Raw genomic sequence first — 25,491 nt, 5'->3', positions numbered from 1 at the left:
GACGAGAATGCAGAATCGATTGGCGAATGTAGAACGTAGTTTAAACAATCCCGACATCAAAATTGCTTGGTGTCGAAAACCCAGGAGAAGAACTATGGTTCAACTAACTGAACGCCCTGTAACTAAAATCTCCAACTTGCAAGAAAAATTTATCTATGAAGTTGGTGTGATGTACGATGCTGAACAACGCTTTTGGGAAGCGCAGCAGATGATGGTGCAGTGTTGTCAACATACCCAGTTGAAGTCTCTCATTGAGACTCATATTCGGGAAACAGAACAACAAATTCAAAATTTAGAACAGGTGTTCAATACTTTGGGGCAGCAACCAAAGCGCATTAATTGTAATACTGCGGCTGGTTTGGTTAATGATGGTCAAAAATTTATGTTACTAGCTGCCGAGAGTCAGAAAATTCTGACTTTGGGATTGGCTGGATGTCAAGCGAAGGTGGAACAATTAGAAATTGCTTGCTACCGTAGTTTGATTCAAGTTGCAGAACAGATGGGACAACAAAAGGTTGTACAACTGCTACAGCAAAACTTACAGCAGGAAGAACAAACAGCTAAAAAACTAGAACAGCATATGCCTGAGCTACTGAAAGAATGTCGATAGTTAAAGGTTTGTAGTAAGGACTTTAGTCCTTCTTAGCGGACTAAAATCCTTACTCAGAAATAATAGTTTGGTTTTTTCGGCGAGGTTAAAATGGCCTCGCTTGTGTTTTATCTTCAGTGTTCGCAATAGATGAACTGTGATGAGCTTGAGCTTCTAACCACCCATCTAGACAATATTCAGCCCAACAAAAACAATATTCATACCAGCAAAAATCACACAGTCTCTCATCTGGAACTGAACCATCATGATTTTTACGTGTGAGGCAGTATCGAGGACATGGTAAATAATCAGTCATCTAACACCCCCAGGAGACTCCCGCCATATCCGTTAAGGATTGGCGGTGAGACGGCAGTCGCTACAAGTCGGCAGAGCCGCCCAACGCGCTGCCTCAGGAATGGGGTGAGCGACGAGTGAGTAAATAAACTTTGGTACATAGCGGGTTGTACGTATTTCACAGATTTAATGGTAGAATGTGAGGTATGGAAAAAGCCTACCGCTACAGAGTGTATCCAACTGCCGAGCAAGAACAGATATTGCGCCGGACTATTGGTTGTGTGCGGTTGGTTTTTAACAAAGCTTTGGCCGCAAGAACCGAGGCTTGGTACGAGAGACAACAGAAGGTTGACTACGTTCAGTCTTCTGCTATGTTGACGCAGTGGAAGAAACTTGAAGAACTTCAGTTTTTGAACGAGGTTAGCTGTGTACCACTGCAACAAGGTTTGAGACATCTGCAAACTGCTTTCAGTAATTTCTTTGCTGGTAGGGCGAAATACCCTAACTTCAAAAAGAAACGTAGCGGTGGTAGCGCAGAGTTTACTAAATCTGCTTTCCGGTGGAAAGATGGACAAGTCTACTTGGCTAAGTGTTCTGAACCACTGCCAATTAAATGGTCTAGGCAGCTTCCCAATGGGTGTGAACCCAGTACCATCACGGTTAGACTTGAACCTTCCGGGCGATGGTTTGTTAGCTTGCGAATCAATGATCCATCTGAAGAAACTTTGCAACCAGTTGATAGTGCTGTAGGGTTGGATGTTGGTGTGAGCACTCTTGTTACCTTGAGTACGGGTGAGAAGATTGCTAACCCCAAAGCGTTCGACAAGCACTATCAAAAGTTGAGGAAAGCCCAAAAGTCTTTGAGTCGTAAACAGAAAGCTTCTTGCAATCGAGACAAAGCAAGACTCAAAGTTGCTCGCCTTCAAGCTAAAATCTCTGATTCCAGAAAAGACCATCTGCACAAACTGACAACTCGACTGATTCGTGAAAACCAAACGATAGTGGTTGAGGATTTGGCAGTTAAGAATATGGTCAAAAACCCCAAACTTGCCCGTGCCATCAGTGATGCTGCATGGGGTGATTTGGTGAGGCAACTGGATTACAAAGCCAAGTGGTACGGTCGAACAGTAGTAAAAATTGACCGATGGTTTCCCAGTTCTAAACGCTGTGGGAACTGTGGTCACGTTGTTGAAATATTGCCGTTGAGTATCCGAGAGTGGGATTGCCCCAATTGTGGGACACACCATGACCGAGACATCAATGCGGCTAAAAATATTTTGGCGGTGGGACACACCGTTACAGTCTGTGGAGCGAACATAAGACCTGATAGGCATAAGTCTAAAGGGCAGTTGCAAAAAACCCGTAAGGGAAGGAAACAGAAACCTAAGTCGTGAGGCTTGGGAATCCCCCGCTATATCCGCAAGGATTAGCGGGGGAGGATGTCAAGTTCAATCAAATTAGCGTAAAACCTGATAAGAAAAGGCTTTGAAGTCTGTTAAGTGTCAAGTGCTATCAATTTTTTCTAGTTGCCAAACTCATAGTCAATTGTCATGATTTTAGGGTAGTGGGGCATACATACTACATAGGGACTCACCTAATATAATCTCTGATCACAGTAGTAGCCTAATGTATTCATTAGATTTTTTTTAACCTTGATTACCGAACTTTTAGCAATTTAAGGCTGTTATGCTTTTTACATATATTCTTGGTGTATTATTTGATTGACGTATCTGAGGAGCTTCATATATCTAGTGATATTACTGAAAAAGTTTATTTAATAGCTGCATAGGTTTTCGGAATACAGATAATTTCACAGTTAATAGAAATCAATATTTCACTTTCCTCACTTCTTTATTTCAGTAATGACAAATATCTTTTAAATAGTTAAACTTTACTGCATGAAGAGATTACAGACAGGTAAAGAGCTTAAGTTGTAAGACATCAACTATTAAAATAGGTTTAGAGTTCAGTATTCCACTCAAATTAACCGTAGTAGTTCCACTACGGTTTTTTTATTTGCCTATAAATACTAATTTTTAATATTTTCGATTGTATCGTTACGTAAAGATTTTCCAGTGATTTTACCACAGCAAAAACAATACTTTATGAATAAAAATAAAGTATGGGTTTACAAAAGTATTAATTATGTGGTTAAAAAAAATTGGCGGCTTGGCGGCAATACTCTCATTATCATTTAGTGGCATAGCAATAGCTGAAACCACAAAAGATAATTTTTATCTGCAAGTAGGTTCTAATAGAAATGGTGATCCAATTGTTTTAGATTTGGCATCTGTAAAAGGAACTGAATACACGCTACTAGAACAGCATGGTAATGGTATGTCCAGAAGAACTCTGCGCGCTGTTTGTAGTCAAGGCAGATTGTTCTCTAGAGCATTTGCTGTTTATAGTGCAAATGGTCATTTAACTAGTGTTGATAAAACAGAGCAGGAGATTTTTCCTAAGCCTAGAAGTGCTGATGCTAACTCTATGGAAATTGTTTGTCGGGTAGCGGCTAACAGGACAAAATAGCAGGAGTTATACCAATTCGTAATTCGTAATTCGTAATTCGTAATTCGTAATTCGTAATTCGTAATACCCTGCGGGTACTCCTTTGCTACGCAACGCTACCGCGAACGGAGAAATAGGAGAGTAGCGAGCTACGTAATTAAGAAAGTCTCATACAGGCTGGGTTTCAAGGTTTGGAACTGTTGCTTAATTTGGGAGAATTGGCGTTATGCAAGTGTCACCGATGGTTGGTGCGTGACGCTATCAGTCTGATTACAGGTTGGAATACTTTAAGAGCGTCATACATCTCACATAAAAAATATGCCAGTTGAGTAAGTTCTAAGTAGTTAATTTCTGGACATACTAATTGAATTGGTATTGGGATAAGTTTTTTCTATTAAGAAGAAATACATAGTGATTTTCACAGAAACTTTTGTGAAGTTTTGTCAGTCTGTGATTGCAAATTATGTGAAAATTACCCATGTATTCTACTAAAGAGGGGATTCCGGGACTACCTGATTTAACACATCCCACAGAGCTAATTCAACTGGGTTCTCAATTACTCCCAGCTTTGATATTGTTAGTAGTTTTAATCATAGCTTTGGGAGTGGCGATCGCAATTATTAGTTTTACTCTCCGCCATCATCCAGCAGAACAGAAAATTTTCGTTGGTGAGTGGACAATTCGTTACTCACAAGTGTTATGGGGTTTGCAGCATCTATCTTTAGTATTAGTGCTTTTGGTTGCAGGATTTTTTCTGTGTTCTACTTTAAGTAATCGTTATCACCATTGGGAACAAGCCAAAGTTACCCAAGTAGCGCAAAGTGTAGCTGGGGATAAACTAGAACAAATTGTCCCTCAAGTGCGCTATGTGACTGAGGAGGCATTTAGCTATACAACTCAAGTTGATGGCAAAATAGTCAAGGTGAACGACAAGCGACAAGTTAACCGTTTGTTGTCGTTGGCGGGGTCACAAATTCAAGTTAATTTAGATCAAAGCACAGATGTGCAGAACCGTAGTGCGGTTTACCGGGTAGACTATAGTGCTGAATACAAAGTGGTTAACCGTCTGAATAATATTGATAGTTTCTTTTTTGAAGCACAGCCACCCCTTGGTTATTCGCTACTGGCTAACTATAAAGTAGAACAAAATCGCACTAGGCTAGAGTCAGTCGAACCGGGAAATTATAGCTTTGCATTTAAGTTACCACCAGGACAAGAAACTACTTTTCGCGTCACATATCAAGCTCAAGGGGGTTCACGTTGGGTTTATAACGCTGCTGGACAGTTGCTTTCTAATTTTCGGTTAACAACAACTGCTAACTTTCCTGGGGCTGATTTTGCTAGTGGTATTATTCCTAGTGAGACAAAAGTTGATGATCGCAGCACTCAATTTACTTGGGTATTCGACGATAACGTGTCTGTGAAAAATCCCTTTGGGGTATTTACCAACACTAACCCCATTCGTCAAACTGGTATCCTTCCCAGGTTGTTATTGCTTGCACCGGCTATATTTTTGTGGTGGATATTATTGTTGTATTTATCCATCCCGATGAATTTAAAAAATGTAGCGATCGCTGCTAGTCTTTTCTTTGCTTGTTTATTGAGTTTAACTTATCTCAGCCGCTTTATGAATGCTGAGTTAGCTTGGACAATGATTTCCCTAATTTTACTGACATTATCTTGGGGATTAGGTAGCAATCGTAGTACTGCTTTGGCTGTAATTATCTGTACGATTGCTGGGGCAATATTACCAGTTTTTGGCTTGCTAGTACCATTTAGCGGCTTGACTTTGAGTGTGGCTGGTTTATTATCTGCTATTTGGTTGGCGGTACGTCATTGGTATAAATGGTATATTTTGCAGCCAGAAGACAGTTTTTAATTCGTAATTCGTAATTCGTAATTCGTAATTCGTAATACCGCTACGCGGAAGCAAGCTACGTAACGATGCTCCCCCCGCTACGCTAACGTAATTGGTTACAATTTCCATCCTACTTGATTCTATGATCTAGCGGAAAGTCTAATGTCCACGGGGAGAAAATCAGTGTAGGATGCGGCAATGAGAGCGATCGCTAGGGGTTGTAGTCGTGGTTTATGCACAAATCAAAGCCAAACTAACTGGACTTTTCCCGAAAGCAGAAAAGTTAGAGGTTGCAGAAACTAGCTCTATTCCTACGGCGGTAACAGTTGAAAAACTGATTTCTCCAGGGTTGGATACGGTTTACAGACGCTATGAATGTACTAACGAAAATCCTTTAACCTGTCTGTGGACTCAAAAAACCCTAGAGATAAATCCCACGGCTAAGAAGTGTGTTCAGTGCGGTTTTCCGGCTATCTTACCACCAAAAACCGAGTTTCGTGGCTATCGGGGTCGATACCGCATAGATGGCTTTTTGGGAAGGCGGGGAATGGGACGTTTATATCATGGTGTTCAGGTTGCAGATCAACAACCTGTGGTAATTAAAGAATATCTCTTACCTCAAAAGGCTTTTAATCGTGAGGAAACAAAAGAGCGAAAACAAGCTTTTGAACGGCTAGCGGGGTTGAGTTTAGCTGATGGTAGGGTTCAGGATATCCGTTTGATTTTACCTTGGGATGCGATCGCTGATCCAGTAGAAGAACGCTGTTATCTCGTCACTAGCGGTAATCAAGATAGCTATCCCACCTTGCGGACATACCTCATTCATCATGGTGCAATGAGTGAGAATCAAGTCTATCATCTTCTCAACCAAGTTTTGCAAACATTGCAATTTCTCCACGGACAAAAATTTAGTTTGCCTTCTGGTCAAGTACAACAGGGAGTAGCACACGGTAATCTAAATCTAGATAGTTTGTTATTAATTGCCAATGAACAAGAGTTTTTCACCCATGTCTGTGATTTAGCTATCTGGGAAAGTTTATTTGTACTGCCAAATTCTCAAACAGTTATTCCTACCTTTGATGAAGATTTAAAAGATTTGGGATATGTGGCTTTTTATTTATTATCTGGAACTACCGTAAACTCTGTTAATAATCAAGCACTTAACCTTGAATTAGAAGATAATTGGCCTTCAGTTAGCAAAGAATTGAAAGCATTTATTCTCAGGTTACTCAAGCTAGATAAACCATTTGTTAGTGCTGAAGAAGCACGACAAGCACTAATAAAGATACCTCCACAATCTCCTGAGCAAGTTTTAGTAGTTATAGAACAATCTGAACAAAGAAAAAAAAGCACTAATCCTATTTATTTCTTATTACTGATAATATTAGGCATTTTGTTTTTTGGGGCAATTTTTTGGCTACTTATAAAAATATTTTCCCAACCAGAAGTTACACCTCAAGAGACTGTAGTTTGTTGTTTAAAAGATGTTCCTGGCGTACCTCCGGGGACATATAGTTATACTGGCGAAAAATCCGGTACTTGGAGTTATATTTTACAGCAAAGTAATTTAATTTTACAAGACAAAAAGTTAGAAGATAAACTTAAAGAAAGCCAGCCAAAACTTGAAATTCAGTATCAACCAGAAGAGACATTAAAAACAGCTTTGGATAAAGTACAATCTGGTCAATCAGACTTTGTAGTAACTAACTTAACTAATCAAGTACCACCTCAATTTAGATACAAAACCTTTGCCTATGATGGATTAGTAATTTTTGTTGCTTTTAGCTATTATAAACGAGATAAAAACTTACCTAAAGCATTAAATGGTCAAATTACTATTGAGCAATTGCGAGATTTATATACAGGTAAAATTAAAAACTGGCAGCAAATAAATTCTAAATTACCTAATTTACCAGTTAAGCTATATATGCCAATAGAACAGGAAGCAGAAAATATATTTAAAACCAGAGTTTTAAAAGACTCTAATGCAATATATACATTTAACAAATTACAGGAACAAAATCAACCGCCAGATAAATTTACAGACAATTCATCTATAAAAATTACCCGCCTGCGTACCTTAGAAATGTTAAGGCGGATTTTACAAGAATTTGAAAACGAAAAGGAAGACATTGGTAGCATTGGTTTTGCCACACTTAGTCAAGTGTTTGGGCAATGTTCTGTTTATCCTTTAGCTATAGTTGATAGTAATCAAAAACCAGTACAAAGTTTAGTCTATAACGATACTAATAAACCAATAGATCCTAATACAGATTTATGTGATGATAAAGGTAGTTATAGCCCTAATATTCAAGTATTTAAAACTGGAACGTATCCCCTAAGTTATCCAATAGCTGTAGTTTATCCAGGAGATAATAGCCGTCCTGTAATTGGACAAAAATTTGCTGATATGCTGAAAACTCAAGAAGTGCAAAAGCTCCTAGAACAAGCAGGTTTAGTACCATTACAAAAAAGATATAAACAATAACTAATCTATAATATTATTAAAGCTATGAAACATAATAATCAGACTTCAGAACAACATAAAGCACTATTAAAGTTGGCAGGTAAAGTAATTAGCGATCGCCAAACTTTACAAATACTATGTGATAGAGTTTATGAATTAATGTTAGAAGATTTACGCTTGCAAAAAGAACGTAATAAACATCAATAAACGAGGATAGTAATGGCTAATAATATTCGTGAATTAAACTACGTTACAGCCAATAGATTTTATATAGAAATGGAAAGCAGTATCACCGCGTGTTTTACTGAATGTCAAGGATTAGGTGTAACAGTAAAAACAGAAAAATTTTCTGAAGGTGGTGTTAATGATCAACAAAGAGTTCTTTTAAGCCAAGCCGAATTTTCAGATGTAACCCTAAAACGTGGTATTACCAATGATTTAACATTTTGGAATTGGATTAGTCAAATTTTGAGTAAAGTTGGTGCTAATGCTAAACAACGCCGTAACGTCAATATTTTATTATTTAACCAAGCCGGAGAAACAATGCAATGCTGGACTTTAATTGGTGCTGTTCCTATTTCATGGAAAGCTCCCAGCTTAAGTGCAGATTCCAACACAGTAGCTATTGAAGAATTGACTTTAACATACGAAGGATTAAAAATTGATCAAACTAGGTCTGGTGGTGCATCAATTTTATCAGGTCGAGATAGCACCGGATATTTTTCTAGTAATTAAAGTAGTAATTTATGACAAATAATTTAGAAACTGCTTCTGGTGATAATCAAGAACTAGGTATTAGAAAACCATTACTTCCCCATAAACCATTGGGACAGAAATTACTTAACCCCAAATTTTTATCACCCTTGGGTACTAAATCTTTGTCAAATTTTCATGATTCAGCCTTCTTTGCTTCTGAATTTGCAGATTATACAGTATCAAATAATCTATTTAATGATTCCCATCTTTTATCTGAATATCAATCACAGCCTTTCAATCAATCAGATAGCAATATAACAACATCATTCCAAAATAATAATCTTACAAACAAAAATAATTCAACAATAAAAAATTCAATTATTCAACCAAAAAGAGAAAGCAATTCATCTACTCCCAGTGCTGACATCACTCAAATTGAACAAGTCGCATCACAACCTGAAGCCACAATTATTCAACCACAACAAGAAAGCAACTCATCTATTCCTATTGCTGGCATAACTCAAATTCAACACATCGCATCACAACCTGAAGCCAGAGTTATTCAACCACAAAGAGAAACAAAATCATCTATTCCTAGTGCTGACATCACTCAAATTCAACACATCGCGTCACATCCTGAAGCCAGAGTTATTCAACCAAAACAGGAAAGTAACTCATCTACTCCCAGTACTGACATAACTCAAATTCAACACATCGCATCACAACCTGACGCAAAAATTATTCAAGCACAACAAGAAAATCATCCTTTAACTCCTCACGGGGCAATATTTCAAGCTGAAGATATTACCCCACATAGTGAAACCACAATTATTCAACCACAACGAGAAAGCAATACATCTATTCCTAGTGCTGACATCACTGAAATTCAACATATCGCATCACAAGCTGAAGCCACAGTTATTCAACCACAACAGGAAACCAATACATCTATTCCTAGTGCTGACATCACTGAAATTCAACATATCGCATCACAACCTGAAGCCAGAGTTATTCAACCACAACAAGAAAATCACCCTTTAACTCCTCATGGGGAAATATTTCAAGCTGAAGATATTACCCCACATAGTGAAACCACAATTATTCAACCAAAACAGCAAAGCAACTCATCTATTCCCACTGCTGACATAACTGAAATTGAACACATCGCATCACATCCTCAAGCATCAATTATTCAACCAAAACAGGAAAGTAATTCATCTATTCCGAGTACTGAAATTAATCAAATTGAACGCATCGCATCACATCCTGACGCAACAATTATTCAATCAAAACAAGAAAATCACCCTTTAACTCCTCATGAGGAAATATTTCAAGCTGAAGATATTACCCCACATAGTGAAACCATAATTATTCAACCAACAAGAGAAAACAACTCATCTACTCCCAGTGCTGACATCACTGAAATTGAACACATCACATCACATCCTGAAGCCACAGTTATTCAAACACAACAAGAAAATCACCCTGTGACTGACACTGGGGAAATATTTCAAGCTCAAGATATTACCCCACATAGTCAAACCAAAATTATTCAACCACAACAGCAAAGTAATTCATCTATTCCTAGTGCTGACATCACTCAAATTGAACAAGTCGCATCACATCCTGAAGCCACAGTTATTCAACCACAACAGGAAAGTAACTCATCTATTCCCAGTACTGACATAACTCAAATTCAACATATCGCATCACATCCTGAAGCCACAGTTATTCAACCACAACAGGAAAGTAACTCATCTATTCCCAGTACTGACATAACTCAAATTCAACATATCGCATCACATCCTGAAGCCACAATTATTCAAGCACAACAGCAAAGTAATTCATCTGTTCTCAGTGATGATATCACTCAAATTCAACACATCGCATCACATCCTGAAGCCACAGTTATTCAACCACAACAGGAAAGTAACTCATCTATTCCCAGTACTGACATAACTCAAATTCAACATATCGCATCACATCCTGAAGCCACAGTTATTCAACCACAACAGGAAAGTAACTCATCTATTCCCAGTACTGATATCACTAAAATTGAACACATCGCATCACAAGCTGAAACAACAGTTATTCAACCAAAAACAGAAAGCAATTCATCTACTCCCAGTGCTGGCATCACTGAAATTGAACACATCGCATCACAACCTGAAGCCACAGTTATTCAACCACAACAGCAAAGTAATTCATCTATTCCTAGTGCTGGCATCACTCAAATTGAACAAGTCGCATCACATCCTGAAGCCACAGTTATTCAACCAAAAAGAGAAACAAACTCATCTATTCCTAGTGCTGACATCACTCAAATTGAACAAGTCGCATCACATCCTGAAACAACACTTATTCAACCAAAAAGAGAAACAAACTCATCTACTCCCAGTGCTGGCATCACTGAAATTGAACACATCGCATCACAACCTGAAGCCACAGTTATTCAACCAAAACAGGAAAGTAACTCATCTATTCCCAGTACTGGCATCACTGAAATTGAACAAGTCGCATCACATCCTGAAACAACACTTATTCAACCAAAAAAAGAAAGCAATTCATCTCTTCCCAGTACTGACATAACTGAAATTCAACACATCGCATCACAACCTGACGCAACAATTATTCAAGCACAACAAGAAAATCACCCTCTAACTCCTCATGGGGAAATATTTCAAGCTCAAGATATTACCCCACATAGTCAAACCACAATTATTCAACCAAAAACGGAAACCAATTCATCTACTCCTAGTGCTGACATCACTCAAATTGAACAAGTCGCATCACAACCTGAAGCCAGAGTTATTCAACCAAAACAGGAAAGTAACTCATCTATTCCCAGTACTGACATAACTCAAATTCAACACATCGCATCACAACCTGAAGCCACAATTATTCAAGCACAACAAGAAAACCATCCTTTAACTATTCCTAGTGCTGACATAACTCAAATTCAACACATCGCATCACAACCTGACGCATCAATTATTCAAGCACAACAAGAAAATCACCCTTTAATTCCTCACGGGGAAATCTTTCAATCTCAAGATATTACCCCACATAGTGAAACCACAATTATTCAACCACAACAGCAAAGTAATTCATCTGTTCTCAGTGATGATATCACTCAAATTGAACACATCACATCACATCCTGAAGCCACATTTATTCAACCAAAACAGCAAAGCAATTCATCTACTCCCAGTGCTGGTATCACTGAAATTGAACAAGTCGCATCACATCCTGAAACAACAGTTATTCAACCACAAAGAGAAAGCAATTCATCTACTCCTAGTGCTGACATCACTGAAATTGAACAAGTCGCATCACATCCTGAAACATCAATTATTCAAACACAAAGAGAAAACAACTCATCTACTCCTAGTGCTGGCATCACTGAAATTGAACAAGTCGCGTCATATCCTGAAACAACAGTTATTCAACCACAACAAGAAAATCACCCTTTAACTCCTCATGGGGAAATATTTCAAGCTGAAGATATTACCCCACATAGTGAAACCATAATTATTCAACCAAAAACGGAAACCAATTCATCTACTCCTAGTGCTGACATCACTCAAATTGAACAAGTCGCATCACATCCTGAAGCCAGAGTTATTCAAACACAACAAGAAAATTACCCTTTAACTCCTCATGGGGAAATATTTCAAGCTGAAGATATTACCCCACATAGTGAAACCATAATTATTCAACCAAAACAGCAAAGCAATTCATCTATTCCCACTGCTGACATCACTGAAATTGAACAAGTCGCATCACAACCTGAAGCCAGAGTTATTCAACCAAAACAGGAAAGTAACTCATCTACTCCCAGTGCTGGCATCACTCAAATTGAACACATCGCATCACAACCTGAAGCCACAGTTATTCAACCAAAACAGGAAAGTAACTCATCTATTCCCACTGCTGACATCACTGAAATTGAACAAGTCGCATCACAACCTGAAGCCAGAGTTATTCAACCAAAACAGGAAAGTAACTCATCTACTCCCAGTGCTGGCATCACTCAAATTGAACACATCGCATCACAACCTGAAGCCACAGTTATTCAACCAAAACAGGAAAGTAACTCATCTATTCCCAGTACTGACATAACTCAAATTCAACACATCGCATCACAACCTGAAGCCACAATTATTCAAGCACAACAAGAAAATCATCCTTTAACTATTCCTAGTGCTGACATAACTCAAATTCAACACATCGCATCACAACCTGACGCATCAATTATTCAAGCACAACAAGAAAATCACCCTTTAATTCCTCACGGGGAAATCTTTCAATCTCAAGATATTACCCCACATAGTGAAACCACAATTATTCAACCACAACAGCAAAGTAATTCATCTGTTCTCAGTGATGATATCACTCAAATTGAACACATCACATCACATCCTGAAGCCACATTTATTCAACCACAACAGCAAAACAATTCATCTATTCCTAGTGCTGACATCACTCAAATTGAACAAGTCGCATCACAACCTGAAGCCACAGTTATTCAACCAAAAAGAGAAAACAATTCATCTGTTCCTAGTGCTGGCATCACTCAAATTGAACACATCACATCACATCCTGAAGCCACAGTTATTCAACCAAAAAGAGAAACAAACTCATCTATTCCTAGTGCTGGCATCACTCAAATTGAACAAGTCGCATCACATCCTGAAGCCACAGTTATTCAACCAAAACAGGAAAGTAACTCATCTATTCCCAGTACTGACATAACTCAAATTCAACACATCGCATCACATCCTCAAGCATCAATTATTCAACCACAACGAGAAAGCAATACATCTATTCCCAGTACTGACATAACTCAAATTCAACACATCGCATCACATCCTCAAGCATCAATTATTCAAACACAACAGGAAAGTAATTCATCTATTCCCAGTACTGACATAACTCAAATTCAACACATCGCATCACATCCTCAAGCATCAATTATTCAAACACAACAGGAAAGTAATTCATCTATTCCTAGTACTGACATAACTCAAATTCAACACATCGCATCACATCCTCAAGCATCAATTATTCAAACACAACAAGAAAATCACCCTTTAACTCCTCATGAGGAAATCTTTCAAGCTGAAGATATTACCCTACATAGTGAAACCATAATTATTCAACCAAAAACGGAAACCAATTCATCTACTCCTAGTGCTGGCATCACTGAAATTGAACAAGTCGCATCACATCCTGAAGCCACAGTTATTCAACCACAACAAGAAAATCACCCTTTAACTCCTCATGGGGAAATATTTCAAGCTGAAGATATTACCCCACATAGTGAAACCATAATTATTCAACCAAAACAGCAAAGCAACTCATCTATTCCCAGTGCTGACATCACTGAAATTGAACAAGTCGCATCACATCCTGAAACATCAATTATTCAACCAAAAAGAGAAAGCAATTCATCTACTCCCAGTGCTGGCATCACTGAAATTGAACAAGTCGCGTCACATCCTGAAGCCGCAGTTATTCAACCACAACAGCAAAGTAATTCATCTATTCCCAGTGCTGACATCACTGAAATTGAACACATCGCATCACAACCTGAAGCCAGAGTTATTCAACCACAACAAGAAAATCACCCTTTAACTCCTCATGGGGAAATATTTCAAGCTGAAGATATTACCCCACATAGTGAAACCATAATTATTCAACCAAAACAGCAAAGCAACTCATCTATTCCCACTGCTGACATAACTGAAATTGAACACATCGCATCACACCCTCAAGCATCAATTATTCAACCAAAACAGGAAAGTAACTCATCTATTCCTAGTGCTGACATCACTCAAACAGAAGCAATACTTTCACAAAACTTATCTACAAGAAAATATCCGAATGGTAACATATCACAGAACAGAACAGTAAATTCTCGACCTAAAAATACAATTATTCAATCAAAAAATACAGAGATACCAGAATTACCTAAAGTTTTGCAGAAACTATCCATTTTTAGACCTATTTCTCAATCAGCTAAATTACTTACATCTGATTTTGTAGATGATAAATTACTAAGTGTACCAGACAAAAATATAGTACAGCGAACTTCTATTTTAGAATCTAAAACAGAAAAATTATTAATTGAAGATATACCCAATTCATGGTCTAATTTGTCTGAATTAATCAATAATACATCAGCTAGTAATTCTAGTGAGAAAATAGTTGTGCAGCCAAAAGCTGATAAAAAAGAGTGGAATAAAATTTTACCTATTATATCTGAGCGATCGCCTAATTTTTCTCAACTTTCATCAAACACCATTCAAGATCAATCAAGAATTAATTTTTCTGAAAAAAATAATTCGGAAAATCATCTCACTAGTACATATACTCATCCCAATGATTTTACATTAATTCAAAAAGTGAATAACTCCTACGCCCAAGAATCGACCAATGAAGATTCCCAAAATGAAGAAGCAGAAAATTTAGAAATCCTTGCTCAAGAAATATATCATATCCTCCGACAGCGTTTAGAAATAGAACGAGAACGCCGAGGTAATAATTATTCAGGACGCTTACCTTGGTAAATTCAATAGTTAACAGTTAATAGTCAACACTCATGAGTACCACCCGTTTAGTTAAAGCCAAATTAATTGCAACAGAACAAGCTGCACCGGATATTGAATTTATGTTCAATCCTACCCAGCTAGACTTTTCTCAACAAATCAACTTAACCAAAAGTAGTGGTGCGCGGACTGGGCGAGGATTACCCAAAGTCAGCTTTGCTTACCCAGAACCCTGTAAACTAACTATAAACAACATCATTTTTGATACCTACGAAGCAGGTACAAGCGTCCTCACACATCTGAAAAAATTTGAGAAAGCCGTCAACTTTGCTGAAGCTGGAGCAGGTAAAGAAAAACGTCCACCAGTGTATATATTTACATGGGGTGATCAGCAATATCTTCGTTGCTTTGTGCAATCACTTAATTACAGCCTCACCCTATTTTTACCAGACGGCACACCTGTTAGAGCCAAAATTAACCTGACATTAGAAGAAGTAGACGAATCAATTACGCAACCAGGTATGGGCGCACCCGCTAGTGTAGACAGAGGGGGGGACAACAGGAGCAAGCGCAAGTAATTCGACTTTTGGTTAATAGTCTACTGCCATTTATCCCCGTAGGCTATGAAAAACCCATTTTGCTGATACTATGCCCGCAGTCCGTTACATCCCCGAACCACTGTTACAGATTGATGGCAGTGATGCTTCTCAAGATTTACTGGAAGACATTTTGCAAATCTCTGTAGAAGAGAGTCTCCACCAACCAGGGATGTTTACTTTAGTCATCCGCAATGATTACTTTCCTGGAAAAACCAGTGAAACTACTTGGAAACATCAAAGTTTATTTGCTATTGGCAAAAAAATCAAAATTGGTTTTGTTTCCAGCACCACAGAAAACGTAGATTTCCAAGAAGCAGAGCAGGGTTATGTATTAGAAGGGGAAATTACTGGTATAGAAACCGAGTTTACGGCTGAATCACAAGCTCCAATTGTGATTCGGGGTTATGATGTATCTCACAGATTACATCGGGGACGTTATAATCGCTCCTTCCAGAATGTAACTGATAGCGATATCGTCAACCAAATTGTAGGCGAAACAGGAATTACAGCCGGCACAATTACTTCAACTACTATTGTTCACGAATACGTCTTTCAGGAAAATCAAACTAACATGGACTTCCTGCGGGAAAGAGCAGCACGCTTGGGTTTTGAGTTATATGTGCAGGATGGGAAACTCAACTTTCGTCAACCTAAACAAGACCAGACTTTATCTCTAAAGTGGCTGGAAGACATTCACGGTTTTCGTGTCCGCGTTACCAGTGCTGAACAAGTGAGTTCTGTAGAAGTGCGGGGTTGGGACTATAGTACCAAGAAATCGATTGTATCGACAGCATCAAAAGAACAGATAATTACCACTACAGATAACGGCAAAGGCAGTACAACTAGCACTAAATTTAATGTTCAACCTAAAATGATTGTTGTAGACCAGCCTGTGTTTAGTGCTGCTGAATCGCAAAAAATTGCTCAGGCCTTGTGTAACGAACTGGGGGGAGAATTTGTCTATGCCGATGCTAAAGGTGAAGGAAATCCTCAAATTAGAACGGGACGAGTCATTAAACTGACAGATATGGGGAATTACAGTGGCAGTTATTATGTAACTGAAACGCGTCACTTATTCCAAAAGCGCAAATATACAACAGAATTTAGTGTGCGGGGATTACGTCCCGGAGACTTATTTGCTACATTAACACCCCAGCAACACCTGCAACCAGGACAAACTCTGTTAGTAGGAGTTGTGAGTAATAATAAAGACCCTAAAGGGTGGGGTCGAGTTAGAGTGAAATTTCCTACCTTGACTGAAGAACATGAAAGTAATTGGGCGAGAGTGGTAAGTGTAGGTGCAGGGACAGGTAGGGGTTTTGATTGTTTACCAGAAGTTAATGATGAGGTATTAGTAGCCTTTGAACATGGTGATATTCATCGCCCCTATGTAATTGGTGGGGTGTGGAATGGTACAGACGCGCCACCAGAAAAAGTAGATGACACCGTTGTTGGTGGGAAAGTACGCCTCCGCACTTTTAAAACTCGTGTTGGTCATAAATTACAGTTTGTGGAGGAAGATAAAGGTACTAAAAAAGGCGTTTATTTACAGACCACAGGTGGTCATAATTTTCGTTTAAATGACAGTGATAAATTTGTAGAATTAGAGACTACTGGCGGACATAAATATCGTGCTGATGATAGTAATAAAACAATTAGTTTAACTTCAACTGGTGATATTACAGTTAAGTCAGGAACTACTGGTACAATTAAAAAAATCAGCGTCAATGGTGGAGAAATCGCCCTGACTGCCACGCAAAAAATTAGCCTCACTGTTGGGGGTACTAGTATAGAATTAACTCCCAGTGGCATTACCATGAGAACAACTGGAACAGTAAGTGTACAAGCTGCTAGCTCTATTAGTGTGCAATCTGGTGGTTCTTTGAGTGTAACTTCTGGGGCTTCAATTAGTGCTTCTGCTGGAGCTTCAATTAGTGCTTCTGCTGGGGCTTCAGTTAGTATTAATGGAGCAGCTACCGTCGGTATTATGGGCGGTATAGTCAGGCTTAATTGTTAGTGGTCAATAGTCAATAGTTTCTCCCCCTGCCCCCTGCCCCCTGCCCCCTGCCCCCAATCCCTAATCTCCTATGTTTCCAGCCGCACGATTAACTGATTTAACTGTTACAGGTGATCCGATTACTGCACCTGGTGTTCCTAATGTTTTGATTATGGGTTTACCTGCCGCTTGTGTCGGTGATTTAGTGGCGGGGCCTGTAGTTACAGGTAGTATTGTGATGGGTTCTTTCACTGTATTAATTGGTGGACGACCAGCCGCTAGAATCACTTCTCAGGTAGCTGGTGTTAATACTGTGACTGGTGTACCTTTAACTACTGTTGTCGGGGTGGGTGCGCCGACTGTCTTAATTGGTGGGTGAATATTAATTCGTAATTCGTAATTCGTAATTCATAATTAATATAGGAATCATATTTGATTATTGAACAGATGCGTAGGGGAGGCAAATTGCAGTGTGGATTTTCCTCCTGCAATATTGCCGTTGTCTTACCAGCAAGAGTACAACACCTAGCACCAAGGCCTGTGGTGCGTTACGGCTTACGCCTAACACACCCTACACATACTTAGATTTTTCAGAAATCAAATACTAGTCCCATAAGAGCCTATTTATAAAGTCTGATGACAGTATTTTTTGAATTTGAAGCTGATTTTGTTGATTCTCTGCGTTGTATACCTATGCAGGTGCGGTATAAACTTGATACCTGCGGTATTAAGTTAAGATTATCTGATTGGCATCAAATTACTCAAGCTGAACGCGAAGCTTTAGTGATTTTACCTTGCAGTACAGACACAGAAGTTCAAGCTTACCAAAAATATCTCCAGGAGTTAATTTTAGAACGCACAGGTACACCTGTGGCAACATTACCTATAGAGCCTTATCCTCAATGGCTAGATGCTCAGAATCTCCCAGTCACTGTGCAAGAAAAGGCGCAAGAACTAGGAATCATCATCACGCTATCACAGTGGGCTAATTTAACATCACTACAACGGTTTGCCTTGATTAAACTGAGTCGTCCTGGACATGAAAACAAAAATTTTGGACGGGCGATCGCAGAGTTTAAACTAGTTAATAATCAATAATTCTTAATCTTGACTGTTTTCATTTTTTCTGTAGTCGAACTGCAATATTATATATACAGCTCCGACCATACGCGTGATAACTGATAACTGATTTAAAATCTATTTCTGACGCAAGGATACCATAATGGCAGCTAAGAAAATTTTGATGCTAGTGGGTGACTATGTAGAAGACTACGAAGTCATTGTTCCCTTTCAAGCTTTGCAAATGGTAGGGCATCAAGTTGACGCTGTTTGCCCCGATAAGCAAGCTGGCGACAAAATACGAACAGCAGTTCATGATTTTGAGGGAGATCAGACTTATAGCGAAAAACCCGGACACAATTTCACCCTCAACGCCACCTTTGCAGAAATCACAGCCTCAAACTACGATGCTTTAGTTATTCCTGGTGGACGCGCCCCCGAATATATCCGCTTAAATCAAAAAGTATTAGACATAGCTCGCCACTTTGCCGAAACAAATAAACCCATCGCTGCTATTTGCCACGGATTACAATTATTAGCTGCTGCTGATGTATTGCGTGGTAAGAACTGCACTGCTTACCCTGCTTGTAGTCCTGATGTGCGGAGTGCTGGCGGTAATTATGTGCAAATTCCGGTAGATGAAGCCATAGTTGACGGTAATTTAGTCACAGCACCAGCTTGGCCGGCTCATCCTCGTTGGTTAGCAGAGTTTTTGAAGGTTTTGGGTACGAAAATTGAGCATCCTGAAGTGGCTAGAGTTTAATGAAAAAGCAGGGGTGTAGGGGTGTAGGGGTGTACAAGTTTTTTAGATAAATGAAATGATGCAACTTATGGGTGTAACAGCTTAATATCTTTCCCCTTTCTTATCCCAGATTACCTATGTCTAAAAAATTCATCCCCTTTTAGGTAGATTTTTTGATTCAACAGTCAATAGTCAACCTATGCTGGCGATATTCCTGCTCCATCCCTCCTAGCTTCAACAGAAATATAAAATACTTAGTTACAATTCATAGAATTGTGTGAACTGACACGAAATAATAGGAATAATCAATGCCAAGATCAAAATAAGGATGTCATAAGGGTATCGCTAGCACTATGCCAGAACTACATCAATCAATTGCCCAACACTATCATGAACGGACGAAATATGACCCTGATACCCTTGCTGCTAAAAGTCAGAGTTTAGACTGGGCTAAACAGCCAGTACCGTTTAAAGAATACAAAATCGGTTCGGAAATTGACCTCAAACCTTACATCCAAGGGACTCCAGAGGCGTTTGTCAATGACCCGAATGCCCAATGGTGGCAAAGACTTTCCCGGTTGCTGTTTCGCAGCTATGGACTAACTGCTAGAATGCCTTCTTTGGGGAATACGGTATATTTACGTTCTGCGCCTAGTGCTGGGGGGTTGTATCCGGCAGAATTGTACTTAGTCTCTCGTGGCACACCATTATTACCAGCCGGACTATATAATTACCAATGTCGCACTCATTCACTGATGCAATATTGGGAAAATGATAGTTGGCAAGCGTTGCAAGAAGCTTGTTTTTGGCATCCGGCATTAGAGAGTACCCAATTGGCAATTATTGTTACAGTTGTCTTTTATCGTTCGGCTTGGCGATATGAAGACCGCGCTTATCGGCGGATTTGTTTAGATACAGGGCATCTATTGGGCAATATAGAATTAGCAGGGGCAATTACTGATTATCGCCCACATTTGATTGGTGGTTTTATTGATGAAGCTGTTAATAATTTACTTTATATAGATCCATTTCAGGAAGGTGCGATCGCGGTTTTACCTCTGGCAGACTTATTAGATATCAAACAAAATTTACCATCAGGATGTACTGCTCTCCCCTCAGCTACAGAAACTAACTATCCCTACATTCCCGATGGTCAATTGTTGACATATTTTCATAAACATACCCAACTCAATACAGGCATCACCGGCAAACTGAATTTACCCACTATTAAACAAGCAAAGTCCTTAGAAGATAAATATAATTTTCCTTTCTGCCTGAAAGTTTCTACCGTCACCACCCCCATTGATTGGGGAGAACAGCTATCAAATTTGGAACTTACTATCCATAAGCGACGTTCTACCCGTGCTTACAATGGTGAGGAATTAACTTTAGATGAACTCAAAGCTTTACTTGATTTTACCTATCAATCTCAAAATTATCTAGACCAAAATTTAGATCCTGCCCCTGATTATTTTGACTTGAATTTAATTCAAACATTCATTGCTGTTTGTGGTGTTCAAGGACTAGAAACTGGCTGTTATTATTACGCTCCCAAAGCTCAAGAATTACGCCAAATTCGGTTTAAGAACTTCCGGCGAGAATTACACTTTCTTTGTTTGGGACAAGAACTAGGACGAGATGCAGGAGCAGTGCTTTTTCATACATCTGACCTGAAATCAGCTATTGCTCAATATGGCGATCGCGTTTATCGTTATTTACACATGGATGCTGGTCATTTAGGGCAACGCTTGAATTTAGCAGCCACTCAACTCAATTTAGGTGTCAGTGGCATCGGTGGCTTTTTTGATGACCAAGTCAATGAAGTTTTGGGTATACCTGCGGACGAAGCAGTGCTTTATATTACTACTTTAGGCCGTCCGAGATAGTGGCATAAGTTAATTCATAGATGGCGTGACTCACAATAGTATATAAAAAATTTAGCAATCTCATCCTACAGAGAATTGCCAATATTTCTATATTGTTAGTCATCCCACAAATCACGCCTTTTGTATAAAGAAGCAATCATGTTATTACCTGATGATGAAAGTCAACGTCTCGAACTATTACGGGAATATCGTATTTTAGATACACCACCAGAAGATGTGTTTGATAATCTGGTACAACTGGCCGCTGACATTTGTGAAACCCCAATAGCTTTTATTAGCTTCATTGATGCTGAACGGGAATGGCTAAAATCTAAGGTAGGAATCAGTGAATCAGAAATACCTCGGCACATTTGCTTGGGTAGTTATACTATTTCCCAGAATAAAATATTAATTATTCCAGATATTTTACAAGATTATAGATTTGTTAAAAATTCTCTATTGTTATCAAATTCTCATGTGCGTTTCTATGCAGCTATGCCTTTAATTACCGCCAAGGGATTAGCAATCGGTACTTTGGCTGTGATGGATTTTGTACCTCGCTATTTCAATCACAAAATGCAAGTTTTATTAGAGAGATTAGCACGTCAAGTAGTGCAACAAATTGAGTTACACCATGAGAAAATCCTTCATACTGAAGAACGTCAAACAATTGCAACTGCACTACAAAATAGAGAAGCTAGACTCAGAGGAATTATTGAGGCTATTCCTGTACCATTAATTATTTCACGGGTAGCAGATGGGTTAATTTTATACAGCAACTCAGAATTTCTACAGCAATTTCAATTAACTACAGATGATTTAGCTAATCGGCATATTTCAGAACTATACCAAAATTGTGATGAGCAACAAAAAACTTTAGCAGCATTAGCTCAAAATGGTTCTTTAATCAACCATGATATTCAATTTAAGCGCAATAATGGAACGTTATTTTGGGCTATTGCATCATTACAGTATTTAAATTTTAATAATGAATATGCAATTTTAACTATTCTTTATGACATTACAGAACGTAAAAATACTGAAGTAAAACTGCAAGAGCAAAATGCCTTGTTACAGAATATTTTTGCTCGGATTCCTTTAATGATTAGCCTAGTAAATCAAAATGGTAACATCGAATGGATAAACCAAGAGTTAGAACATCTGATTGGTTGTAGTTTAGAGGATTTTCAGACTCGTAATGTTCTAGCACAGTTATACCCTGACCAGGAATCTTATCAGGATGCGATTAATTGTATTCAGTCCGCCGATAGTGCTTGGCATGATTTTAAAACTTTGTTAACTGATGGTCGATTAATAGATACATCTTGGGCAAATGTTAGATTACCTAATGGACAAATTATTAGCATCGGACAAGATATTACCGGACGCAAACAAACTGAACAAAGGCTGAAAGCTCAAGCAGAAAGAGAGCAATTAATGCGGACTATTGTACAAAGAATACATAAGTCTTTAAATCTGCAAGATATTCTGAATGCAACTGTTCAAGAAGTCCGAGATTTACTCAAAGTTGAGCGAGTAATAATTTACCAGTTTGCTCCAGATATGAGTGGCAAAATCGTGGCTGAATCAGTAGAACCAGGATGGCTAATTTCTTTAGGTGCAGAGATTGAGGATACTTGTTTTCAAACCGGGGGAGGAGCAGAATATTATCAAGGACGTAAAAGAGCGATCGCTAATATTTATGAGGCTGGACTGACTGACTGTCATATTAATTTATTAGCACAATTTCAAGTTAAAGCTAACCTCGTCGTGCCGATTTTATTAGAAATAGCACAAAAAGATGCTAATTCTCGCCTTTGGGGTTTGTTGGTGGCACATCAATGTTCTACTACTAGAACCTGGGAAGAACACGAACTAGATTTACTTGATCAGCTTTCTCTACGAATTGCGATCGCTATTCAACAATCTGACATATTTCAGCAGGCTCATAATCAATTAGCAGAACGACAAAAAGTAGAAGTTCAATTAAGAAACGCCTTAGCTGAACAAGAAGTTTTATTAAAAGAAGTTCATCATCGAGTCAAAAATAACTTGCAGATAGTTTCTGGATTATTACAGCTGCAAGCGCAAAATCTCAAAGATCCTGAATTAATCAAAACCCTAAGAGATAGTCAGAATCGTATTGAATCCATCTCTATGGTTCATAAAAATTTATATACTTCCCCGAATATTGGTAAAATCAACATTGCTGAATATATTGATAATTTAGTAAACAGTATTCTTATCTCCTATCATATAACACCCGGCAAAGTGGTTGTAGAAACAAATATTAGTCAAATTCACTTGAATGTTGACCAAGCGATCGCCTGTGGTTTAATCATCAATGAACTAATGTCTAATTCCCTGAAGTATGCTTTTACTGAGCAAGAAACAGGGAAAATAATTATTAGTTTATATTCTGTTAATAATCAAATTGAAATGACTATAGCAGACAATGGTGTTGGGCTACCAGAGGATTTAGACTGGAGAAATACAAATTCTCTAGGTCTTTCGTTAGTTTATGATTTGGCCACAGAACAGTTAGAAGGAAATGCCACTCTAGAATCTCTAAATGGCACATTATTGAAAATCACCTTTCCTCAATAAAATATTTTTATAAACCTATAATATGGCAATGGAAACCGCAAAAATTTTAGTAGTTGAAGATGAAATCATTGTCGCTAGAACTATTACTAGTCAACTCACACAACTAGGATATAGAGTTATTGGTACAGCTTCTTCTGGAAAAGTAGCGATCGCCAAAGCATTAGAAACTAAACCAGATTTAGTTTTAATGGATATCATCCTCAAAGGAGAAATGGATGGAATTGATACCGCTATTTACATTCGTGAGAATTTAGATATTCCCATTATATTTTTAACTGCCTACGGTGATGACAATACTTTACAACGAGCTAAAATCACCCAACCTTTTGGATACATAGTTAAACCATTCACATCCAAAGACTTACGTATAGCGATTGAAATTGGTCTTTTAAAACACCGTTTAGAACGAGATATTAGAGAAAATCATGACAAATTAGCAACTTTATTAAATTCGATTAGTGATGCCGTAATTGCCACAGATGATCAGGGAATTGTCACATTTATGAATCCCGCAGCCGAGGCTTTAACTGGTTGGCAACAAAAAGACGCTCTAGGATCAGATGTATCGAAAATTTTTCACCTTGTTGATGAAGTTACAGAAACTAAATTAGAAAATCCAGTCACTAAAGTTTTAAGAGAACAACAAGTAGTTTATTTAAAAGAGTTTACATCTTTAATCACTAAAGATGGCAAACGCATACCCATTGGAGATAGTGCATCCCCAATTATGGGATTAACTAATCAAGTCAATGGTGTAGTCATCGTCTTTTGGGATCTTAGTGAACGCCGTAAAACCGAATTGCTGGAACAAGCTTTACAGAAAGAACAAGAATTAAATCATCTTAAATCCTTATTTATCTCTACTGTTTCTCATGAATTTCGTAATCCTTTAAGTGTGATTCAAACTGCTGTAGAACTGATAGAATTACAAGGAGAAAAGTTAACTGAAACCAAGAAAAATACTTATTTAAAAAGAATTAAAATTGCCGTGCAGTCTATGAAAAACTTGATGGAAGATGTCCTATTTATGGGGAAAGCAGAAGCTGATAAATTAGAGTGTCATCTTGCTTCCTTAAATTTAAAACAATTCTGTCAAGAACTCATTCATGAATTTACATCTGTCAGAAATAGTGGACATGAAATTATCTTTAACTGCTCTAGTGAACCAACAGATGCGCTTATGGATGAGCGACTTTTAAATTATATGTTGGTAAATCTACTTTCTAATGCAGTAAAGTATTCTCCCAATCAGGAAACTATTAGATTTAATTTAACTTGTGATCCCAAGAATAATATAGCAATTTTCCAAATTCAAGACCAAGGCATTGGTATTCCTACTCTAGATCAAGCACGCCTGTTTGAATCATTTTATCGAGCCTCCAATACTCAATCAATCCAGGGTACTGGACTAGGTTTAGTGATAGTTAAAAGATGCGTTGAAGCCCATCAAGGAACAATTAGCGTCAACAGTCAAGAAGGTAATGGTACTACATTTACAGTTACCTTACCTTTGTTGGGAGCAGGGGGCAGGGGGCAGGGGGCAGGGTAGCAGGGGGCAGGGAGTAGGGAGCAGGGGGCAGGGGGCAGGGGGCAGGGAGAGTAAAATTGATGACTAGTAGCGTGGCAAGCCTTAAATGATGGATTAGGCGTAGGTTGGGTT

Annotated in this window: 17 protein-coding genes; 16 read left to right on the top strand and 1 reads right to left on the bottom strand. The window is 38.4% G+C overall.

Annotated features, from left to right (window positions below; translation table 11 throughout):
• Positions 1–94: 94 nt before the first annotated feature.
• Entirely contained in the window at positions 95–610 is a 516-nt protein-coding gene (locus ACPZ3T_RS13775; RefSeq protein WP_490276919.1) for a YciE/YciF ferroxidase family protein, read from the top strand.
• 85 nt (positions 611–695) lie between these two features.
• On the opposite strand, the gene ACPZ3T_RS13770 is transcribed toward ACPZ3T_RS13775, so the two are convergent.
• Positions 696–905, bottom strand: a complete 210-nt coding sequence (locus tag ACPZ3T_RS13770; RefSeq protein WP_490276918.1) for a hypothetical protein — start codon at positions 903–905, stop codon at positions 696–698.
• Between the two features lie 184 nt (positions 906–1,089).
• Here ACPZ3T_RS13770 and ACPZ3T_RS13765 point away from each other — a divergent pair, with 184 nt between their 5' ends.
• From ACPZ3T_RS13765 to ACPZ3T_RS13695, 15 genes are all read left to right on the top strand, one after another.
• Positions 1,090–2,277: an RNA-guided endonuclease InsQ/TnpB family protein gene (locus tag ACPZ3T_RS13765; protein ID WP_490276917.1), complete on the top strand. Its 1,188-nt coding sequence runs from the start codon at positions 1,090–1,092 to the stop codon at positions 2,275–2,277.
• A gap of 751 nt (positions 2,278–3,028) precedes the next feature.
• Positions 3,029–3,412: a hypothetical protein gene (locus ACPZ3T_RS13760; RefSeq protein WP_490276916.1), complete on the top strand. Its 384-nt coding sequence runs from the start codon at positions 3,029–3,031 to the stop codon at positions 3,410–3,412.
• A gap of 457 nt (positions 3,413–3,869) precedes the next feature.
• Positions 3,870–5,270, top strand: coding sequence for a hypothetical protein (locus ACPZ3T_RS13755; protein WP_490276915.1), 1,401 nt, complete (start codon positions 3,870–3,872; stop codon positions 5,268–5,270).
• Between the two features lie 205 nt (positions 5,271–5,475).
• Entirely contained in the window at positions 5,476–7,737 is a 2,262-nt protein-coding gene (locus tag ACPZ3T_RS13750; protein WP_490276914.1) for a substrate-binding domain-containing protein, read from the top strand.
• Positions 7,738–7,761: 24 nt separating this feature from the next.
• Positions 7,762–7,923, top strand: coding sequence for a hypothetical protein (locus tag ACPZ3T_RS13745; RefSeq protein WP_490276913.1), 162 nt, complete (start codon positions 7,762–7,764; stop codon positions 7,921–7,923).
• A 12-nt stretch (positions 7,924–7,935) separates the two neighbouring features.
• A complete protein-coding gene (locus ACPZ3T_RS13740; RefSeq protein WP_490276912.1) occupies positions 7,936–8,451 on the top strand; it encodes a phage tail protein in 516 nt (171 codons plus the stop codon).
• Positions 8,452–8,462: 11 nt separating this feature from the next.
• The gene (locus ACPZ3T_RS13735) at positions 8,463–14,984 is read left to right on the top strand and encodes a hypothetical protein (protein ID WP_490276911.1); all 6,522 of its coding nucleotides are present in this window, start codon (positions 8,463–8,465) and stop codon (positions 14,982–14,984) included.
• A 32-nt stretch (positions 14,985–15,016) separates the two neighbouring features.
• Positions 15,017–15,541 carry a CIS tube protein gene (locus ACPZ3T_RS13730; RefSeq protein WP_490276910.1) on the top strand — a complete coding sequence of 175 codons (525 nt, stop codon included), beginning with the start codon at positions 15,017–15,019 and terminating at the stop codon, positions 15,539–15,541.
• 70 nt (positions 15,542–15,611) lie between these two features.
• On the top strand, positions 15,612–17,579 hold the full coding sequence (locus ACPZ3T_RS13725; protein WP_490276909.1) for a VgrG-related protein: 1,968 nt from the start codon (positions 15,612–15,614) through the stop codon (positions 17,577–17,579).
• A gap of 70 nt (positions 17,580–17,649) precedes the next feature.
• The gene (locus ACPZ3T_RS13720; protein WP_490276908.1) at positions 17,650–17,937 is read left to right on the top strand and encodes a PAAR domain-containing protein; all 288 of its coding nucleotides are present in this window, start codon (positions 17,650–17,652) and stop codon (positions 17,935–17,937) included.
• Between the two features lie 257 nt (positions 17,938–18,194).
• Positions 18,195–18,656, top strand: a complete 462-nt coding sequence (locus ACPZ3T_RS13715) for a nitrate reductase associated protein (RefSeq protein WP_490276907.1) — start codon at positions 18,195–18,197, stop codon at positions 18,654–18,656.
• Positions 18,657–18,780: 124 nt separating this feature from the next.
• On the top strand, positions 18,781–19,380 hold the full coding sequence (locus ACPZ3T_RS13710) for a DJ-1/PfpI family protein (RefSeq protein ID WP_490276906.1): 600 nt from the start codon (positions 18,781–18,783) through the stop codon (positions 19,378–19,380).
• Between the two features lie 332 nt (positions 19,381–19,712).
• The gene (locus ACPZ3T_RS13705; RefSeq protein WP_490276905.1) at positions 19,713–21,245 is read left to right on the top strand and encodes a SagB/ThcOx family dehydrogenase; all 1,533 of its coding nucleotides are present in this window, start codon (positions 19,713–19,715) and stop codon (positions 21,243–21,245) included.
• Between the two features lie 138 nt (positions 21,246–21,383).
• The gene (locus ACPZ3T_RS13700; RefSeq protein ID WP_490276904.1) at positions 21,384–23,831 is read left to right on the top strand and encodes a GAF domain-containing protein; all 2,448 of its coding nucleotides are present in this window, start codon (positions 21,384–21,386) and stop codon (positions 23,829–23,831) included.
• A 28-nt stretch (positions 23,832–23,859) separates the two neighbouring features.
• Positions 23,860–25,380, top strand: a complete 1,521-nt coding sequence (locus tag ACPZ3T_RS13695; protein WP_490276903.1) for a hybrid sensor histidine kinase/response regulator — start codon at positions 23,860–23,862, stop codon at positions 25,378–25,380.
• The last annotated feature ends 111 nt before the right edge of the window (positions 25,381–25,491 follow it).

It is taken from the genome of Aliinostoc maniaoense, assembly GCF_058172895.1.
The sequence above is the reverse complement of the archived record's forward strand: the minus strand, read 5'-3'. Positions and strand labels throughout refer to the sequence as shown.

Bases quoted from the DNA above. Each gene is read 5' to 3' on its own strand.
- ACPZ3T_RS13775 (WP_490276919.1), top strand. From the start codon at position 95: ATGGTTCAACTAACTGAACGCCCTGTAACTAAAATCTCCAACTTGCAA.
- ACPZ3T_RS13770 (WP_490276918.1), bottom strand. From the start codon at position 905: ATGACTGATTATTTACCATGTCCTCGATACTGCCTCACACGTAAAAAT.
- ACPZ3T_RS13765 (WP_490276917.1), top strand. From the start codon at position 1,090: ATGGAAAAAGCCTACCGCTACAGAGTGTATCCAACTGCCGAGCAAGAA.
- ACPZ3T_RS13760 (WP_490276916.1), top strand. From the start codon at position 3,029: ATGTGGTTAAAAAAAATTGGCGGCTTGGCGGCAATACTCTCATTATCA.
- ACPZ3T_RS13755 (WP_490276915.1), top strand. From the start codon at position 3,870: ATGTATTCTACTAAAGAGGGGATTCCGGGACTACCTGATTTAACACAT.
- ACPZ3T_RS13745 (WP_490276913.1), top strand. From the start codon at position 7,762: ATGAAACATAATAATCAGACTTCAGAACAACATAAAGCACTATTAAAG.
- ACPZ3T_RS13740 (WP_490276912.1), top strand. From the start codon at position 7,936: ATGGCTAATAATATTCGTGAATTAAACTACGTTACAGCCAATAGATTT.
- ACPZ3T_RS13735 (WP_490276911.1), top strand. From the start codon at position 8,463: ATGACAAATAATTTAGAAACTGCTTCTGGTGATAATCAAGAACTAGGT.
- ACPZ3T_RS13730 (WP_490276910.1), top strand. From the start codon at position 15,017: ATGAGTACCACCCGTTTAGTTAAAGCCAAATTAATTGCAACAGAACAA.
- ACPZ3T_RS13725 (WP_490276909.1), top strand. From the start codon at position 15,612: ATGCCCGCAGTCCGTTACATCCCCGAACCACTGTTACAGATTGATGGC.
- ACPZ3T_RS13720 (WP_490276908.1), top strand. From the start codon at position 17,650: ATGTTTCCAGCCGCACGATTAACTGATTTAACTGTTACAGGTGATCCG.
- ACPZ3T_RS13715 (WP_490276907.1), top strand. From the start codon at position 18,195: ATGACAGTATTTTTTGAATTTGAAGCTGATTTTGTTGATTCTCTGCGT.
- ACPZ3T_RS13710 (WP_490276906.1), top strand. From the start codon at position 18,781: ATGGCAGCTAAGAAAATTTTGATGCTAGTGGGTGACTATGTAGAAGAC.
- ACPZ3T_RS13705 (WP_490276905.1), top strand. From the start codon at position 19,713: ATGCCAGAACTACATCAATCAATTGCCCAACACTATCATGAACGGACG.
- ACPZ3T_RS13700 (WP_490276904.1), top strand. From the start codon at position 21,384: ATGTTATTACCTGATGATGAAAGTCAACGTCTCGAACTATTACGGGAA.
- ACPZ3T_RS13695 (WP_490276903.1), top strand. From the start codon at position 23,860: ATGGAAACCGCAAAAATTTTAGTAGTTGAAGATGAAATCATTGTCGCT.